The organism is Burkholderiales bacterium (assembly GCA_035560005.1).
Classification (GTDB): domain Bacteria; phylum Pseudomonadota; class Gammaproteobacteria; order Burkholderiales; family Eutrophovitaceae; genus DASRFY01.
Genome location: DATMAN010000056.1, coordinates 63,143 through 79,852, shown reverse-complemented (window position 1 = coordinate 79,852; position 16,710 = coordinate 63,143). Strand labels below are relative to the sequence as shown.

Below are 16,710 nucleotides of genomic sequence, written 5' to 3'. Positions count from 1 at the left end.
CCTAGCGCCGGTCAACCGCGCGGCAAGGCGATCCGTTGTACGCGTGGCGCCAAATGCCCGCGCAGCCGTGGGTCCACCCAACCAGAACGCTTGGACAGGAGGAGGCGAAAATGAAACGCAGTTGTTCACGCATGCTCGCGCTGGCCGGCGCCGCGATCGGATTGATCTTGGGTAGCGCGGTCGCCATCGCGGACACGATCCGAATCGGCTACATCGACCCGCTGAGCGGCACCTTCGGCAACGTGGGCGAGAACGGCATGCGCACCCTGCAGATGCTCATCGAGGAGGTCAACGCGGGCGGCGGCGTGCTCGGACGACGGCTCGAGCTGGTGGCGCTGGACAGCAAGGCCAATCCGCAGGACGCGCTCATTCAGCTGCAGCAGCTGATCGACCGCGACGTGCGCTTTTTCTTCCAGGGCAATTCCTCGGCGGTGGCCGGAGCGCTCAGCGATGCGGTGGCCAAGCACAACACGCGCAATCCCGACCGGCCCATCCTGTATCTGAACTACGGAGCGGTGGACCCCGCGCTCACCAACGACCGCTGCAACTTCTGGCATTTCCGCTTCGACGCGGACGCGGACATGAAGATGGCGGCGCTGACCAGCTATATGGCCACGCAGAAGAAGATCAGGAAGGTGTACCTGATCAACCAGGACTACGCCTTCGGGCACGCGGTGGCCAGGGCTGCGAAGGAGATGCTCAAGGCCAAGCGCCCGGATGTGCAGATCGTCGGCGACGACCTGCACCCCCTGGGCAAGGTCAAGGACTTCTCGCCCTACGTCGCGAAGATCCGTGCTTCCGGCGCCGACACCGTAGTGACTGGCAACTGGGGTGCCGACCTCGCGCTGCTGGTGCGCGCCGGCAAGGAAGCGGGTTTGAACGTCGAGTACTACACCTACTATGCAGGGGTAGCCGGAGGGCCGGCCGCAATCGGGGAAGCCGGCGACGGGCACGTGCGACAGGTCAGCCACTGGTTCAGCAATGTCGGCGACGCGAAGTCGGATGCCATCGTTCAGCGCTACCGCAAGCGCTTCCCCGATTCAAAGGACGACTTCTACTGGCTCAACCTCAAAAACGCGATGGACATGCTGGTCAGGGCGATGAACGAAACCAAGTCCACCGACCCTCTAAAGGTTGCCCGAGCCCTCGAAGGCATGAAGCTCCAAGCCTTCACCGGCGAAATCGTCATGCGCGCGGACAACCATCAGATCCTGCAGCCGATGTTCATATCCACGCTGACCAAGGCCGGGAAGCCGGGCGCCAAGTTCGACGTGGAGCGCACCGGAATGGGGTTCCGCACCGAGGGGCGCATCGAAGCCAAGGACACCTTGCTGCCCACTACCTGCAAGATGCAGCGCCCTTAAAGGGAGCCGCGCCGAGCGCGGAGTAGACCCGCGCACTCCGCCGCAATGGACCGCCTTCGGGTTCAGGATCGTGTTTGCGCAGGTCGCCAGCGGGCGACGCTGGCCGACCAAGCGGTACCTAACCCCTTGAAGCGAAGGGACAGCGGCTGTCTCTGGCGCGCGACAGCCGCCACCCGCGGGCTACAGCGTGCCGGTCGCAGCCAGGCGCACGGCGAAGAACAGGCCCAAGGCGAGGCAGGCGTATACCATCCAGTCGCCGCCCTTGCCGAACAAAGGCAGTTTCTCGATGCGCCACCGGACCCAGACGCCACCGAGCACAAGAGCTGTGGCCAAGACGATGGCGTACACGGGTTCGGCGTGCCAGATGCGGCCGAGGGTCGCTTCGAGCCAGCCCTCGGGGCCGACGGCTTTGTAGACCAGCCCGCCCAGTCCGAGGGCCAACAGGCAGACCAGCAACAGCAGAAACAACGTCTGTACGCCTTCCTGCAGCACATTCAGCAGACTGCGAACGGGACGATCGGTGAGATGAGAGAGAGGGTCCAGCATTGGGTCTTCCTTGCAACACAATGAGCGATCGATGCTTTGGCAACCGCCATGCCAAAGGCCGTTTTGGTCGTCTGCTCAAAGAGTTGCGATCCGAGACTGGATTGCGCCCCGGGGCTGGGGCCAGACTTGGAGATCGTTTCGTCGCCGGGCGGTGACGGGCAGCCCCACGCCCGCCCCGCCGGTGCAATGACCGGCCCTACCGAGGGAAATTGGGGCAGTCAGAGCGTGCCGCAGCGAATGAAGTGGCACACGCGCTGGCAGTCCTCGGAAAATCCACACTCGAAGATGCCGATCCTCGCCTGGCCGGCTTCATCGGTACCGCACTGCTCGACCGCTGCCTTCTGGTTCAGCTTGGGGCGCCACTCGCAGACGTGACAGCCGGCGGTGAGCCCCGGCAGCTCGAGCGACTCGCTGCGCGGTGGCCGGGACATCTGCTCCTCGGCGCCGCGCGCCGGTCCAATGACGCCCAACAGGCCGGCGAGCACGCAGGCCGCAATCCAGCGCTTCATGACCAGACCTCGATGACCGAGACAAAGCGGATTATAGGGCGCACGTGCGGTCGATCCTTGACGCGGGTCAAGCTCCTCAACCCTTCAGTCGCGTAATGCGGATGACTTCCGGAATCCGCCGCAGGCTGCGCATGATTCGAGCGAGGTGCAGGCGGTTGCTGACCTGCAGCGTGAAATCGATGATGCTGTAGGCCGAGGAATCGCCCGGCTGCAGACTCACGTTGTCGATGTTGGACCCGGTCTCGGCGATTTCCGCCGCGACCTTGGCCAGCACTCCGCGCTGGTTGGCCACCACGAGCTTGATGCTGACCGCGAAGAGCTTTCGCGTGTCCGGCGCCCATTCCACGTCCATCCACTTTTCGGGGTCGCCGCGGGTCTTGCGCGCCACCGGGCAATCGTGAGTATGAATGACCAGTCCATGGCCCTTGCGCAGGAAACCGATGATCGGATCGCCGGGAATGGGATGGCAACATTTGGCGAACTGTAACGCCATGCCTTCCGAGCCGCGGATTACCAGCGTGCCCGGCAATTCTTCCCTGCCTTCCTTCTGCTCCCCGATCGACAGCAGCTTGCGCGCCACGACGATCGCGAGTTGCTTGCCCAGCCCGATATCGGCCAGCACTTCCTGCCGCGACTTGTTTCCCGTTTCCCTGAGCAGCCTTTCCCAGTTGGCGTCGGTGATTTCGTCGGGGCCGGACCTGAGTGCAACCAGGGCCTGATGGAGCAGCCGTTCGCCGAGCTGCACCGACTCCTCGTACTGCATGGTCTTCAGGAAGTGGCGGATATGCGAACGCGCCTTGCCCGTGACCACGAAGTTCAGCCAGGAGGGGTTCGGCTTGGCATGGGCGGCGGTGATGATCTCCACCCGGTCGCCGTTTCTCAACTCGGTGCGCAGTGGCACCAGCTCGTGGTTGACCTTTGCCGCCACACAGCGATTGCCGATATCGGTGTGCACGGCGTAGGCGAAATCCACGCAGGTCGCGCCGTGCGGCAACGCCATGATCTTGCCCTTGGGCGTGAAGACGTAGACCTCGTCCGGGAACAGGTCGACTTTCAGGTGCTCGAGAAACTCCGCGGAGTTGCCGGACTCGGACTGCAGCTCCAGCAGGCTTTGCAGCCACTGATGGGTCTTGGTCTGCAGATCCGAGAGCGAGGCGCCGCTTTCCTTGTACAGCCAATGCGACGCCACCCCCGCCTCCGCGATCTTGTGCATTTCAAGCGTGCGGATCTGGACCTCCAGCGGAGTGCCGAAGGGGCCGAACAAGGTCGTGTGCAGCGACTGGTAGCCGTTGGCTTTCGGAATCGCGATGTAATCCTTGAATTTTCCGGGGATCGGCTTGTAGAGCTGGTGCAATGCGCCGAGCGCCACGTAGCACGAGGCGACGTCCTTGACGATCACGCGAAAGCCGTAGATGTCGTAGACCTCCGCGAACGACAGATTCTTCTCCAGCATCTTCTTGTAGATGCTGTAGATGTTCTTCTCGCGCCCGGAGACCAGCGCCTCGATGCCGCTTTCCGCGAGCTTCTGCCGGATGGAATCGAGGATCTTGTCCACCACCTCGCGGCGGTTGCCGCGCGCGCGGGCGAGCGCCTTGGACAGCACGGCGTGGCGGTTCGGATACAGATGCCGGAATGCCTGCTCCTGCAGCTCCTGGTAGAGATTGTTCAGCCCCAGACGGTTGGCGATCGGGGCGTAGATTTCCAGGGTCTCGCGCGCGATGCGGGCGCGCTTCTGCGGATGCATCGCATCCAGCGTGCGCATGTTGTGCAGTCGGTCGGCCAGCTTGATGAGGATCACGCGCACGTCGCGTGCCATCGCCAGCAGCATCTTGCGGAAGTTCTCAGCCTGCTGCTGTTCCTGCGATTCGAATTCGATCTTGTCGAGCTTGGAGACTCCGTCGACCAGTTCGGCGACCATCCTGCCGAACTTCTCGCTGATTTCGTTCTTGGTGACGGCGGTGTCTTCCATCACATCGTGCAGCAGGGCCGCGGTGAGCGCCTGCCCGTCGAGGTGCCATTGCGCGAGGATATGGGCGACCGCGACCGGGTGCGAAATGTACGGATCGCCGGTCATGCGAAACTGCCCGCGGTGCGCCTGCTCGCTGAACAGATAGGCGCTTTTCAGTTGCGCGACGTCTTCCGGCTTGAGGTAGCTGGCTGCGTCCACGAACAGTGCATCCGCGGACTTGGGGGGCGGGGAAACGGCGGTCTGGGCCGCCGGCGGAGGGGTCATGGGCGGGGAACGGCGGTGAACAGCCCTCCCGGGGAAAGCTCCTGGAAACTTCAGGTCTTGGCCTTAAGCACTTCCTTGCCGACTTTGCCGGCCGCGATCTCGCGCAGGGCGATCACGGTGGGCTTGTCCTTGTTGGCTTCCAACAGCGGCGCGGCACCCATCGCGATCTGGCGCGCGCGATAGGTCGCGGCCAGCGTCAGTTCGAAGCGGTTCGGTATGCTCTTCAGACAGTCGTCGACGGTGATTCGTGCCATACGCCACTCACTTCAGAAGACGGTTGACGAGCTCTATGTGGCGGGACAATTGCGCGCCGGCGCGCAGTCGCGACGCCCGCACCACACTCGCCAGATCTTCCAGCGCCTCGTCGAAGTCGTTGTTGATAATAACATAGTCGAATTCTCCGACGTGCGAGATCTCCTCTCTGGCCGCGGCGAGCCGCCGCTCGATGACCTCGGGACTGTCGGCGCCGCGATTGACGAGTCTGGCTCTCAACACCTCGGCCGACGGCGGCAGGATGAAGATGCCGATCGCGTCGGGGATGAGCCGGCGCACCTGCTGTGCGCCCTGCCAGTCGATCTCCAGCAGAACGTCGTGGCCCGCGTTGCGCTGCTCCCGGATCCAGCGCTGGGAGGTGCCATACAGATTGCCGTGGACTTCCGCGCTCTCCAGGAACTCACCCGCCTCCAGCATTCTCTCGAACTCCCGGCGCGTGACGAAATGATAATGCCGGCCCTCGATCTCGCCAGGGCGTGGCGCTCGCGTCGTGTAGGACACGGACAGATGCACGCGCGGATCGCTCTGGAGCAGAGCATTGACCAGCGTGGTCTTGCCGGCGCCGGACGGCGCACACACGATGAACACGTTGCCGTTCATGCGTGCCACGAACGGTGGACTGCACCGCACCCCGCGCGGACTCCCGGAGCGCTTGGCGAGCCGCGACCCAGGGACGGTTTGCCACCCGCTGGCGTCCGGCGCATCACTCGATGTTCTGAATCTGCTCGCGCATCTGCTCGATGAGGACCTTCAGCTCCATCGCGCTCTGCGTGACTTCCAGGTCCACCGACTTCGACCCCAGAGTATTGGCCTCGCGGTTCAGTTCCTGCATGAGGAAATCGAGCCGCTTGCCGACCGCCCCGCCCCTGTCCAGAATGCGGCGCAACTCGGCCAGGTGCGCCAGGAGCCGATCCATCTCTTCGTCGATGTCGATCTTCGCCGCGAACATGGCCAGCTCCTGCCTGAGGCGTTCGCTTTCCGGGTCGAGCATTGCCTCCTTGAGCCGGGCGGACAGCTTCTCCTGATAGGTCGCGATGATCTGGGGGACGCGCGGCGCAATGGCGCGCAGGAGAGCCTGCATGCGCTCGATGCGCTCCAGCAGGACCGCCTTCAGTTTCTCGCCTTCCCTGGCCCGCGCCGCAGTGAAATCCTCCAGGGCGCGATCGAGCATCTGCAGACAGCGTTGCTGCAGTTCGTCGATCGCCAGCGTGTCGTTGCCCAGCACGCCTGGCCAGCGCAGTACATCGTTGACGCCGAGCGGTGCCGCGGCGGGCAGCGCGCTGCGCACCTTTTCGTCGAGCTGGCCGAGCTGCAGCAGCAGCTCCTCGTTGAGCTGCGGGAGCGAGGGGCCCGCGGGCGAGCGGTTGAAGCCGATCCGGCATTCCACCTTGCCGCGCGAGATGCGCGCGGTCAGACGCTCACGCAGCGCGGCTTCGATCATGCGCAGGTCGTCGGGAATCCGGAATTGCAGGTCGAGATAGCGATGATTGACCGAGCGCAGCTCCAGATTCAGGCTGCCGCCCGGCAGCTCACCGGTCACCGCCGCATAACCGGTCATGCTCAGAATCATCTGAAGTCGCGCCGTCGAGAGAAAAAGGGCCGCAACGATCGCGGACGTCGAAAGATATCATAGAATCTCGAACGGTCCGGTGAATCCAAACGGGCACTCCGGTACCAGCCGTTCCACATACTTCATCGTCATGCGGGAAGCCGATGCGACCGAGCGGGCGCGAGCCGGACCAACTGCGCGAGGTGTCGATCCAGCGCCGCTACACGCGGTATCCGGAAGGATCTGTGCTGATTCATTTCGGCGATACGCAGGTGCTGTGCACGGCGAGCGTGGAGGACAAGGTGCCCCCGTTCCTGAAGGGGCTGGGGCGTGGGTGGCTCACCGCGGAGTACGGCATGCTGCCGCGGGCGACCGTCACGCGCACGGAGCGCGAGGCCGCCCGGGGCAGGCAGTCCGGTCGCACGATGGAAATTCAGCGGCTGATCGGACGCAGCCTGCGCGCAGTGACCGACCTCGGCGCCCTGGGCGAGCGCACGATCCAGATCGATTGCGACGTGATTCAGGCCGACGGCGGCACGCGCACCGCCGCGATCACCGGCGCGTTCGTGGCCTTGCACGATGCGGCACGCACGCTGTGGGAGCGACGGGTGATCGCGCAATTTCCCGTCCGGGATTTCGTGGCCGCCGTGTCGGTAGGGCTTTACCAGGGCGCTCCGGTACTGGACCTGGACTATGCGGAGGATTCGGCCTGCAGCACGGACATGAATGTGGTCATGACGGGCGACGGCGGTATCGTGGAGGTGCAGGGCACGGCGGAAGGCGAGGCTTTCAGCCGCGCCCAACTCGACGCCATGCTCGTGCTCGCGCAGCAAGGCATCGCTCGGCTCATCGCCGCGCAGCGCGCGGCATTGGGCGTGTGAGTTCGGCGGCAGAAGCCTCGCGAGCTCCAAACCCGGGTGAGCCGTCAGGAACAGCAAGAACTCCTGGAAGGGAACATCTCTACCGCCTGCCCTGGCCGGTTCGTTGCGGATCGGAGTTTCCCGGTACTCTGTCTCTTCAGTGGCATGATCAAGAAACTTGTGGTCGCCAGCGGCAATGCGGGGAAGTTGCGCGAAATTGCCGAGATCCTCGCGCCGCTGGAGATCGAACTTGTCGTGCAGGCGGCATTCAACGTGCGCGAAGCCGATGAACCGCATGAGACATTCATCGAGAACGCGCTCGCCAAGGCCCGCCACGCGGCGTTGATTACGGGACTGCCTGCGCTGGCCGACGATTCCGGCGTCTGCGTGGAGGCGCTCGGCGGGGCGCCCGGCGTGCTATCGGCGCGCTTCGCCGGGGAGCCTAGATCCGATGAGCGCAACAACCAGCGCCTGCTGGCGATGCTGGAGAACGAGGACGACCGCCGCGCGTACTACTATTGCGTCGTCGTGCTGATGCGCCACGCCCGGGATCCTCGCCCGCTGATCGGCGAGGGTGAATGGCACGGCGAGATCCTGCGCGCGCCCCGTGGGGCCGGCGGTTTCGGCTATGACCCCCTGTTTCTCGACCCCGCCTCAGGCCTGAGCGCAGCCGAGCTTTCCCCGGAGCGCAAGAATCGAGTCAGTCACCGCGGCAAGGCCTTGGCGGCGCTTGCCGCCGCGCTGCGGGCACGGGGATGACCCGGTCGACCCGGCTCGGGCCTCAGCACTTGCCGCACAGGTTGGCCGACAGCTCGGCAGAGCCCAAGAGCTGAATCAGGGCCTTGTCGAGCGCCTGATTGAGCGTTTCGTTGTAGTTTTCGGTGCTGCCCGGATAGCCGCGATTCTCGGCGAAGCCGGTGACGCGCGCGCTCCAGCATGTCCGACCGCTGGCCGCCGAGATCAGGTCCAGCGAAAGCGTGACCCGCCCGTTGTAAGAGGCCCGCAGGTACACCTGCTCCGACATGGAGATCTGTTCCAGTCGCATGTGGCCGGCGGGTTTGCCCGCAGCGTTGGTGAGCAGCCCGGCGCGCCGCAGGTGCAGATCCACGGCCTGCCGGAACCACGGCAGCGGATCGCCGGACAGGGAGATCGGTTGCTCCATCGCCGGTTGCCGCTCCAGCCAGCGCTTGCCCGGTTCTCCGCCGCGGCGCGCGTCCTCGATCTTGAGCGCCGAGAGCGCCGCACAGGGCTGCACCAGCGGCGTGGCAGACGGGTCTTCGGTCGACTGGTACTTGAGCGCCATCGTGGTCGGTTGCAGGCTCTTCGCAGCGCAGCCCGCAAGCGGGAGAGCGATCAGGCACAGGCAGATCCGCAAGGCAGAACGAGACATTGTCACCTCCGAAGTTGTTCGCGCGAGGCGGCAGCGCCGCGCTATTAGGGCATGGTGGGTGGCGCCCGCGCAATAGTGAGATACTTCGGATGCCTTCGGCAACCGCGAACCTGTCGTTGACGCACGACAGCGCTGCTCCGATTCCATCCATGTCAACGGTTCCCGTACTCCCCTACGGCGCGCGCCCGGGACCGCAACTCGCGGTTCTGCCACCGTTGGGGCTGTACGTGCACGTGCCGTGGTGCGTGCGCAAGTGTCCCTATTGCGACTTCAATTCCCACGAGCTGCGGCCGCCTACCCGCCCCGAGGCGCTGCCCGCCGAACCCGGGGGGCAATTCAATGCACGCCCAGTAGCGGCTCACGGCCGTCCTCTTCACGCAGCCAGGAAAGAAGTGGCCGAACTCGATCCTGCGCTCGAGCTACGATACATTCGCGCGCTGACTGCCGACCTGGAGCACGCGCTGCCGTCGATCCGGGGCCGGACACTGCATTCGATCTTCCTCGGCGGGGGCACGCCTTCACTGTTATCGGTGCGCGCCGTGGAGCAGCTTCTCAGCGCAATCCGGGCCCGGCTGCGCGTGGATTCCGAAGCGGAGGTTACGCTGGAGGCCAATCCCGGAACGGTCGAAGCGGCCAAGTTCGCCGGCTTTCGCGCGGCCGGGGTGAACCGCTTGTCGCTCGGCATTCAGAGTTTCGATCGCCGCCACCTGGCGACTCTGGGCAGGATTCACGACGAGCAACAGGCCCGGCGCGCGATCGAGATCGCTTTGCGCCATTTCGACAACATCAATCTCGACCTGATGTATGCGCTGCCCGGGCAGAGCCTCGACGAAGCGCTGGCCGACGCGCGCGCTGCGCTGGCCAGCCGTCCGGCGCATCTGTCTTTCTACCACCTCACGATCGAGCCCAACACCTGTTTTCATCGCTATCGGCCACAGCTTCCCGACGAGGACGTGGCGGCCGACATGCAGGAGGCGATCGAGCAGCTTGCCGCCGAGTACGGCTATCGCCACTACGAGACTTCGGCTTTCGCCCGGCCGGGTCGCGAGGCCCGCCACAACCTCAATTACTGGACCTTCGGCGACTACGTGGGGATCGGCGCGGGTGCGCACGGCAAGATTTCGTCCGCCGACCGGATCGTGCGCGAGACGCGGTGGAAGCACCCGCGCGAGTACATGGAGCGTGTGCTCGCGGGCCAGCCGTTGCAGAGTTCGGAGGAAGTCTCGGTGCAGGCGCTGCCGTTCGAGTTCATGATGAACGCCCTGCGCCTGATCGACGGCGTGCCGACCCGGCTCTTTGTGGAGCGGACCGGCCTGCCGCTGACCGAGGTGCTCCCTGCGCTGGAAGAAGCGCAGCGTCGGGGCCTGATCGAAAGCGATGCTCTGCGGCTGCGGCCCACGGCGCGCGGTCAGCGCTTTCTGAACGAGTTGCTGCAGCTTTTTCTTCGATAGCGGTCTTGGCGCACGACAAATGCGGGTCGAAGCGATCGACTTCTTCTACCTGTCGATGCCGGAGGTGCTCGACATCGGCGATGGCAGCCAGGATGCGTTGCTGGTTCGAGTCAGCGCAGGGGGCTGGGTGGGCTACGGCGAGTGCGAGGCGGCGCCGCTGCCCTCGATCGCGAGCCTGGTATGCCCGATGTCGCACAGCGCCTGCAAACCTGTGGCTGACTCCGTGCTGGGGGCGCCGATCGACGATCCGGAGGACATTCGCCGCATCGGCAATGCGGTGCGTGCCAACAGCCTGGATCTGCTGCAAGCCGATCACACCTTGTCCGGCATCGACATGGCTTTGTGGGATCTGCTGGGCAAGCGCCTGTCCGAACCGGTGTGGCGGCTGCTCGGCTGGGCGCGCCCCTTTCCGAAGACGCCGTATTTTTCGGTGCTATTCGGCCACACGCCGGAAGAAACGCTGGCCAAGGCGCGTGCCGCACGCGGCAAAGGATTTCGTGCCGCCAAGTTCGGGTGGGGGCCGTTCGGGCGCGATTCGGTGGCGCAGGACACGGCGCAACTGGCGGCGGCGCGCGAGGGCCTGGGCGAGGACGGCGTGCTGCTGGTGGATGCCGGCACGGTGTGGAACGCCGATCTGGACGCCGCGCGTCGGCGGCTGCCGGCGCTGCTCCGCGTGGGAGCCGCCTGGCTCGAAGAACCGTTCGTGTCGGGCGCGCTGGAGGAGTACCGGCAGTTGTCGGCGGAGAGTGGACCGGTGGGGCTCGCGGGCGGCGAAGGCTGCCACAACTTCTTCATGGCCCGGCACATGATCGACTACGCCGGACTGCGCTACGTGCAGATCGACGCCGGTCGCGTCGGCGGCATCAGTGTGGCCAAGCAGGTCGCCGACTATGCGCTCGCCAGGGGCGTGACCTACGTCAACCACACCTTTACGTCGCATCTGGCGCTGTCGGCCTCCCTGCAGCCCTACGCCGGCATCGCTCATCACGAAATCTGCGAGTACCCGGCCGAGCCCAAACCGCTCGCCTTGGCGATCACGCGCAACCATCTGCTGCCGGACGCCGACGGGCTGATCCGTCTGCCGGAGGCGCCCGGCCTGGGAATGGAGATCGACACGGCGGCCGCCGCCGCCTATCTCGTGGACACGGAGATCCGCGTTGCGGGCCGGATGCTGTATCGCACTCCGCGCCTGGATTGACCGGCGACGGTAGCGACGGCCACGTCGCAAGTGCCGTCGTGTTCCGCGCGCTCAGCCCGAGCGGCGGATAAACACGAGATCCCAGACGCCGTGACCGAGCGCCAGCCCGCGGGTTTCGAACTTGGTCATCGGTCGGTAGCCGGGTCGCGGCGCGAAGTCAGGTGCCGAATTCTCGAGCAGGGGCTCCGCGGAGAGCACGCCGAGAATCTGATCGGCGTAATCCTTCCAGTCGGTGGCTACGTGCAGATAACCTCCGGGCGCGATGCGCAGCGCCAGCGCTCGCACAAAATCCGGTTGCAGCAGACGGCGCTTGTGGTGGCGCTTCTTCGGCCAGGGATCGGGAAAAAACACGTGCACGCCCGCCAGGCAGGCCGGGGCGATCATGTCGCGCACCACCTCGACCGCGTCGTGCTGGACGATGCGCACGTTGCGCAGCCGGAGGTCCGCGATCCTGCGCAGCAGCGCGCCCACACCCGGCGCGTGCACTTCGATGCCCAGGTAATCGCAATCCGGGTGATCGTGGGCGATGCGCGCGGTGGTCTCGCCCATGCCGAAACCGATCTCCAGGACCTTCGGGCCGCAGCGCCCGAACAGGCGATCGAGGTCGAGCCGCTCCGGTCGATAGGCCACACCGTACAGCGGCAGCAGGGCCTCGCAGGCCCGGCGCTGCGCGCTCGACATGCGGCCCTGGCGAAGGACGTAGCTGCGGACGGGACGGACACGGGCATTCACGAGGCGCGAATCCTGCCGCAGCCACGCGCAGCGCGGCCGCGGCATGCAAGCGTTGCGTTCAGGCGGCCTTGCCTTTGGGCGCGGCCGGCGCGATGAGGCCGTGCGTGGGAGAGCTGGGCGCAGCCGTGTAGCCCTTCTTCGCCATGCGTCCGGCGAGAAACGCTTCGCGACCCGCTTCCACCGCGAGTTTCATGGCGCGGGCCATGCGCACCGGATCTCTCGCGGCCGCGATGGCCGTGTTCATCAGCACCCCGTCACAGCCCAATTCCATCGCGATGGCCGCGTCCGAGGCCGTGCCCACGCCGGCGTCGACCAGCACCGGGACCTTGGCGTTGGACAGGATGATCTCCAGGTTCCAAGGGTTGAGGATGCCCATTCCGGAGCCGATCAGCGAGGCGAGCGGCATCACCGCCACGCAGCCGATCTCCTCCAGCCGCTTGGCGATCACCGGATCGTCCGAGGTATAGACCATGACCTTGAAGCCTTCGCGCACCAGGATCTCCGCGGCGGCCAGCGTTTCCACCACGTTCGGATACAGTGTGTGCGGATCGCCGAGCACTTCCAGCTTTACCAGGTCATGTCCGTCGAGCAGCTCGCGTGCAAGGCGCAGCGTGCGCACCGCGTCCTGCGCGTTGTAGCAGCCGGCCGTATTGGGCAGGATGGTGAACCGCGAGGGCGGCAGGACATCGAGCAGATTCGGCTCGTTCGGATTCTGGCCGATGTTGGTGCGCCGGATCGCGACCGTGACGATCTGCGCGCCGCTCGCCTCGATGGCTTCGCGCGTCTGGGCGAAGTCGCGGTATTTGCCGGTGCCGACCAGCAAGCGCGAGCCGTAGGCACGGCCGGCGATGAGCAATTGATCCATGAACAAGTCCGACGACAAGTAGCAGATGGGCAGTGGCTCGGCTGGCAGCTACAAGCGGTCAGTCTCGAAAGTCGGTCGCTTTTTCATCCGCCGCCGACTGCGACCACGATCTCCAGCGTGTCACCGTCGGCCAGCTCGATGGACTCCAACTGGCTGCGCGGCACGAGTTCCCCGTTGCGTTCGATGGCGAAGCGCTTGCCGCTCAGCGCCAATCGGTCGATCAGCTCGCGCATCGACAAGGGCTCGGAGAACTGCCGGCGCTCGCCGTTGATGGTCAGTCCGATCACCTCGACACAACAGACATTCTGCAACGGCTGCATCCTAGCATGCGGCCGAGGGGCGAGGGTAGAAAGCCATGGCGCCACGCTCGCCGCGCGCCCGTGCGGCGGGACCCGGGCGGCCGCAGCCGCCGCTGGGCCGGGGACTGCCTTTGCGGGCGGTCTGACGTAGAATTCGAACCGGCGCGGGTGTAGTTCAATGGTAGAACGAAAGCTTCCCAAGCTTTAGACGTGGGTTCGATTCCCATCACCCGCTCCACGCAATGAGAACGGCCCCACGGGACCATTCTTGTTGCATGCGCGGCGATCGATGAGGGTCCGCGGCTTCGGCAACCCGCCGACGCTCGAGGTGGGCCGGGGGTCCCGAGGTTTTAAGGCGCGCCGGCCAATGCTTTTCCCGGCACTGGCTACCGGTCCGCTGGGGCTACACTACGATTCCGGGACCTCGCGAATGCACGCGACCTTCGATCCTGTCCGCTGGCTGCACCCAAGCCCATGGCGCCCACCGATCTTGCCCTCTTTGCGGCGCTGAGTGCCTGCGCGCTTGCCTGGTGGCTCGTGCGGCGGTCTTCGCTGGGGCCGGTACAGCCTCCGTTGCCGCGCGGCGCGCAGGCGCGGTTTCGTGCGCTGATGAGCAATCTGCCGGGCATGGTCTATCGCTGCCGCAACGACAGCGAGTGGACCCTGGAATTCGTCAGCGAAGGCTGTTTCGATCTGACCGGCTTCCGGGCCGACGAGCTGGTCCACAACCGGGTGGCGTCCTTCAACCGCATCATTCGGGCCGAGGACCGGGGGCGGGTCAGGGCCGAGGTCGACGCGGCGCTGAGCCGCGGCACGCGCTTCGAAATCGAGTACCGGATCACGCATCGCTCGGGAGCGGTGCGCTGGGTCTCAGAGAAGGGTGCCGCGGTTTTCCGGTCCGACGGATCGGTGGAAGCCATCGAAGGCTTCATCATGGACATCACCGAGCGCAAGCGCGCACAGGAGGATCTGATCCGGTTCCGCGCGGCAATGGATATCGCGGCCGACGCCATCTTCTTGATCGATTTTGATTCGCTGCGCTACGTCGACGTGACCGAGACCACTTGCCGGCTGCTCGGTTACGCGCGCGAGGAGCTGCTCGGAATGGGGCCGCGCGAGATCAACGTCGGCTTTAACGAAGCCGAGCTCAGAAAAATCTATCGCGAAGTGCGGGCGCGCGGTGCGCGGCGCTCGCAGATCGATCCCGTCACCCGCCACCTGCGCCGCAAGGACGGCGGCGTCGTTCCGGTCGAAGTCTACCGGCACTACCTCAGGATCGGTGACCGGGAGCTGATCGTGGCGGGGGCGCGCGACATCACGCAGCGCCAGCAGGCCGAGGAAGCGCTGCTGCGGTTTCGCGCCGCCATCGACATGGCGCGCGACGGCATCTTCCTGATCGACCGCCGGACGATGCGCTACATCGACGTCAACGACATGGCCTGCCGCATGTTCGGGCTGTCGCGCGAGCAGTTCCTGCAGATCGGTCCGCAGGATCTGAATCCGAATCTGTCGCGCGAGGAACTGGAGCGCAAGTTCGACGAAGCGATCGCGCTGAAGGGCGCGCCCACGCCCCTGGAGTCGGTCGGACGGATCAACCGGCGCAGCGACGGCTCGATCTTTCCCGTGGAGGTGTATCGCCGCGCGATCCGGGTCGGCGATCGCGACGTGATCGTGGCCTTCGCCCGCGACATCAGCGAGCGGCTGCAGGCCGAAGAGGCCCTGCGGCTGCGCACCCGGGCGATCGAAGCGAGCACGAGCGCCGTGGTCATCACCAATTACCTGCGACCGGACAATCCGATCGAGTACGTCAATCCCGCCTTCGAGACGATCACCGGCTACGGCGCGCAGGAAGCGCTGGGGCGCAACTGCCGCTTTCTGCAGAGCGGGGAGCACGAGCAGCCCGGACTGAACGAGTTGCGCATCGCGATCCAGGAAGGGCGCGACGCGCAGGTCGTGGTGCGCAACTATCGCAAGGACGGGCGCGCGTTCTGGTCGCAACTGACCATCTCGCCGGTGCGCGACGCCGTGGGTCGCGTGACGCATTTCGTCGGCATCATCGTGGACATCAGCGACGCGGTGCGCTACCGCGAGGCGCTCGAACACCAGGCCACGCACGACACGCTGACCGGCCTGCCCAACCGCAGCCTGCTCACCGATCGCATCTCCCAGGGCATCGCCAACGCCCAGCGTCACGGCTGGATCCTGGCGGTGATCTTCGTCGACCTGGACAACTTCAAGCTGGTCAACGACACGCTGGGCCACCGCGCAGGCGATCTACTGCTGCAGACCGTCGCCCGGCGACTGCGCGCGAGCGTGCGTGAAGGCGACACCATCGCCCGCCTGGGGGGCGATGAGTTCGTGCTGCTGATGAACGAGCAGCCGAGCAAGGAGTCGGTGACGCAGGCGGTGCAGCGCATCGTCCAGGCCATCGCCGCACCGATCGTGCTCGACGGTCACGAGATCGCCAGCACGTGCAGTGCCGGTATCAGCCTGTTCCCCAACGACGGCGCGGACGGGGAAACGCTGCTCAAGCAGGCCGACACCGCGATGTATCGGGCAAAGGCGGCCGGGCGCGCGGGCTTCCAGTTCTTCTCCGCCGAGATGAACGCCAATCTGTCACAGCGCCTGGCGATGGAAGCCAGCCTGCGCCGGGCACTGGAGCGCGGCGAGTTCGAGCTGCACTACCAGCCGCGCATCGGCTTGCGCTCGGGCGCCATCGAGGGCGTGGAGGCGCTGCTGCGCTGGCGCAGCGCGGATCTCGGTCTGATTCCGCCGGCGCGTTTCATTCCCGTGGCCGAGGAAACCGGTCTGATCGTGCCCATCGGCGAATGGGTGTTGCGCACCGCCGCCGTGCAGATGCGCGCCTGGCAGGCGCGCGGCGTGCCGCCCATGTCGGTGTCGGTCAACCTGTCGCCGCGCCAGTTCAGGCACACGCAGCTCGTGCAGGACGTCGCCGCAGCGCTCGCCGAGAGCGGGCTGGCGCCGGAGCGCCTGGAGCTCGAGGTGACCGAGAGTCTGGTCATGGAGAGCGCAGAGGATTTCGTCGCGCGGCTGCACGCGCTCAAGGCGCTGGGCGTGGCCATCAGCGTGGACGACTTCGGCACCGGCTATTCGAGCCTGAATTATCTGAAGCGCTTCCCGGTCGACCGCCTGAAGGTGGATCAATCCTTCGTGCGCGACATCACCGTGGACGCCGACGATGCCGCGATCGTGCGGGCCATCGTGCAGCTTGGCCACAGCCTGGGGCTCGAGGTCACGGCCGAAGGGGTCGAGACGGCCGAGCAGTTGGAGTTCCTGCGCGCCGTGCGCTGCGATCAGGCGCAAGGTTTCCTGTTCAGCCCTGCGCGGCCAGCCGAGGAAGTCGAGGCTTTTCTGCTGGGCCACGCAAGCAGCGTCACTGCCGCGTTGACGCTTGGCACGGGCGCCCGGTAGCCTGGGTCT

General features: G+C 65.9%; 15 protein-coding genes, 1 tRNA gene and 1 pseudogene. 7 read left to right on the top strand and 10 right to left on the bottom strand.

The window, feature by feature from the left end; translation table 11 throughout:
* Positions 1-110 precede the first annotated feature (110 nt).
* Positions 111-1,364 (top strand): branched-chain amino acid ABC transporter substrate-binding protein, encoded by a 1,254-nt coding sequence (locus VNM24_08465; GenBank protein ID HWQ38626.1) that lies wholly within the window; start codon positions 111-113, stop codon positions 1,362-1,364.
* A gap of 180 nt (positions 1,365-1,544) precedes the next feature.
* On the opposite strand, the gene VNM24_08460 is transcribed toward VNM24_08465, so the two are convergent.
* The 6 genes from VNM24_08460 to VNM24_08435 form a co-directional block, all read right to left on the bottom strand.
* A complete protein-coding gene (locus VNM24_08460) occupies positions 1,545-1,910 on the bottom strand; it encodes a hypothetical protein (GenBank protein HWQ38625.1) in 366 nt (121 codons plus the stop codon).
* A gap of 218 nt (positions 1,911-2,128) precedes the next feature.
* Positions 2,129-2,419, bottom strand: a complete 291-nt coding sequence (locus VNM24_08455) for a hypothetical protein (GenBank protein HWQ38624.1) — start codon at positions 2,417-2,419, stop codon at positions 2,129-2,131.
* 76 nt (positions 2,420-2,495) lie between these two features.
* Entirely contained in the window at positions 2,496-4,652 is a 2,157-nt protein-coding gene (locus VNM24_08450) for a bifunctional (p)ppGpp synthetase/guanosine-3',5'-bis(diphosphate) 3'-pyrophosphohydrolase (GenBank protein ID HWQ38623.1), read from the bottom strand.
* 50 nt (positions 4,653-4,702) lie between these two features.
* Positions 4,703-4,906, bottom strand: a complete 204-nt coding sequence (gene rpoZ, locus VNM24_08445; GenBank protein ID HWQ38622.1) for a DNA-directed RNA polymerase subunit omega — start codon at positions 4,904-4,906, stop codon at positions 4,703-4,705.
* Between the two features lie 7 nt (positions 4,907-4,913).
* Positions 4,914-5,525: a guanylate kinase gene (gene gmk / locus VNM24_08440; protein HWQ38621.1), complete on the bottom strand. Its 612-nt coding sequence runs from the start codon at positions 5,523-5,525 to the stop codon at positions 4,914-4,916.
* A gap of 103 nt (positions 5,526-5,628) precedes the next feature.
* Positions 5,629-6,495 carry a YicC/YloC family endoribonuclease gene (locus VNM24_08435; protein ID HWQ38620.1) on the bottom strand — a complete coding sequence of 289 codons (867 nt, stop codon included), beginning with the start codon at positions 6,493-6,495 and terminating at the stop codon, positions 5,629-5,631.
* A gap of 143 nt (positions 6,496-6,638) precedes the next feature.
* Here VNM24_08435 and rph point away from each other — a divergent pair, with 143 nt between their 5' ends.
* Positions 6,639-7,355 carry a ribonuclease PH gene (gene rph, locus VNM24_08430; protein ID HWQ38619.1) on the top strand — a complete coding sequence of 239 codons (717 nt, stop codon included), beginning with the start codon at positions 6,639-6,641 and terminating at the stop codon, positions 7,353-7,355.
* A gap of 144 nt (positions 7,356-7,499) precedes the next feature.
* Positions 7,500-8,093 carry an RdgB/HAM1 family non-canonical purine NTP pyrophosphatase gene (gene rdgB, locus VNM24_08425; protein HWQ38618.1) on the top strand — a complete coding sequence of 198 codons (594 nt, stop codon included), beginning with the start codon at positions 7,500-7,502 and terminating at the stop codon, positions 8,091-8,093.
* Between the two features lie 22 nt (positions 8,094-8,115).
* On the opposite strand, the gene VNM24_08420 is transcribed toward rdgB, so the two are convergent.
* Complete coding sequence (locus VNM24_08420; protein ID HWQ38617.1) at positions 8,116-8,724, bottom strand: DUF4136 domain-containing protein; 609 nt, start codon at positions 8,722-8,724, stop codon at positions 8,116-8,118.
* A gap of 149 nt (positions 8,725-8,873) precedes the next feature.
* Between VNM24_08420 and hemW the strand changes: the two genes are divergently transcribed.
* Positions 8,874-10,175, top strand: coding sequence for a radical SAM family heme chaperone HemW (gene hemW, locus VNM24_08415; GenBank protein ID HWQ38616.1), 1,302 nt, complete (start codon positions 8,874-8,876; stop codon positions 10,173-10,175).
* Between the two features lie 19 nt (positions 10,176-10,194).
* Entirely contained in the window at positions 10,195-11,373 is a 1,179-nt protein-coding gene (locus tag VNM24_08410) for a mandelate racemase/muconate lactonizing enzyme family protein (GenBank protein HWQ38615.1), read from the top strand.
* Positions 11,374-11,424: 51 nt separating this feature from the next.
* Here the strand turns inward: VNM24_08410 and trmB are convergent.
* The 3 genes and pseudogenes from trmB to thiS form a co-directional block, all read right to left on the bottom strand.
* Positions 11,425-12,084, bottom strand: a pseudogene (gene trmB, locus VNM24_08405) (tRNA (guanosine(46)-N7)-methyltransferase TrmB).
* A gap of 79 nt (positions 12,085-12,163) precedes the next feature.
* Positions 12,164-12,970 carry a thiazole synthase gene (locus VNM24_08400; protein ID HWQ38614.1) on the bottom strand — a complete coding sequence of 269 codons (807 nt, stop codon included), beginning with the start codon at positions 12,968-12,970 and terminating at the stop codon, positions 12,164-12,166.
* An 83-nt stretch (positions 12,971-13,053) separates the two neighbouring features.
* Positions 13,054-13,254: a sulfur carrier protein ThiS gene (thiS, locus tag VNM24_08395; protein HWQ38613.1), complete on the bottom strand. Its 201-nt coding sequence runs from the start codon at positions 13,252-13,254 to the stop codon at positions 13,054-13,056.
* Positions 13,255-13,433: 179 nt separating this feature from the next.
* On the opposite strand from thiS, the gene VNM24_08390 reads away from it, so the two are divergent.
* Both VNM24_08390 and VNM24_08385 read left to right on the top strand, forming a co-directional pair.
* A tRNA-Gly gene (locus tag VNM24_08390) sits at positions 13,434-13,507 on the top strand.
* A gap of 236 nt (positions 13,508-13,743) precedes the next feature.
* Positions 13,744-16,701 (top strand): EAL domain-containing protein, encoded by a 2,958-nt coding sequence (locus VNM24_08385; GenBank protein HWQ38612.1) that lies wholly within the window; start codon positions 13,744-13,746, stop codon positions 16,699-16,701.
* Positions 16,702-16,710: the final 9 nt, after the last annotated feature.

Coding starts and splice junctions, on each gene's coding strand:
- VNM24_08435 (HWQ38620.1), bottom strand. CDS start 6,495: ATGATTCTGAGCATGACCGGTTATGCGGCGGTGACCGGTGAGCTGCCG.
- VNM24_08420 (HWQ38617.1), bottom strand. CDS start 8,724: ATGTCTCGTTCTGCCTTGCGGATCTGCCTGTGCCTGATCGCTCTCCCG.
- rdgB (HWQ38618.1), top strand. CDS start 7,500: ATGATCAAGAAACTTGTGGTCGCCAGCGGCAATGCGGGGAAGTTGCGC.
- VNM24_08465 (HWQ38626.1), top strand. CDS start 111: ATGAAACGCAGTTGTTCACGCATGCTCGCGCTGGCCGGCGCCGCGATC.
- rpoZ (HWQ38622.1), bottom strand. CDS start 4,906: ATGGCACGAATCACCGTCGACGACTGTCTGAAGAGCATACCGAACCGC.
- VNM24_08455 (HWQ38624.1), bottom strand. CDS start 2,419: ATGAAGCGCTGGATTGCGGCCTGCGTGCTCGCCGGCCTGTTGGGCGTC.
- gmk (HWQ38621.1), bottom strand. CDS start 5,525: ATGAACGGCAACGTGTTCATCGTGTGTGCGCCGTCCGGCGCCGGCAAG.
- VNM24_08450 (HWQ38623.1), bottom strand. CDS start 4,652: ATGACCCCTCCGCCGGCGGCCCAGACCGCCGTTTCCCCGCCCCCCAAG.
- hemW (HWQ38616.1), top strand. CDS start 8,874: ATGTCAACGGTTCCCGTACTCCCCTACGGCGCGCGCCCGGGACCGCAA.
- rph (HWQ38619.1), top strand. CDS start 6,639: ATGCGACCGAGCGGGCGCGAGCCGGACCAACTGCGCGAGGTGTCGATC.
- VNM24_08385 (HWQ38612.1), top strand. CDS start 13,744: ATGGCGCCCACCGATCTTGCCCTCTTTGCGGCGCTGAGTGCCTGCGCG.
- VNM24_08410 (HWQ38615.1), top strand. CDS start 10,195: ATGCGGGTCGAAGCGATCGACTTCTTCTACCTGTCGATGCCGGAGGTG.
- VNM24_08460 (HWQ38625.1), bottom strand. CDS start 1,910: ATGCTGGACCCTCTCTCTCATCTCACCGATCGTCCCGTTCGCAGTCTG.
- VNM24_08400 (HWQ38614.1), bottom strand. CDS start 12,970: ATGGATCAATTGCTCATCGCCGGCCGTGCCTACGGCTCGCGCTTGCTG.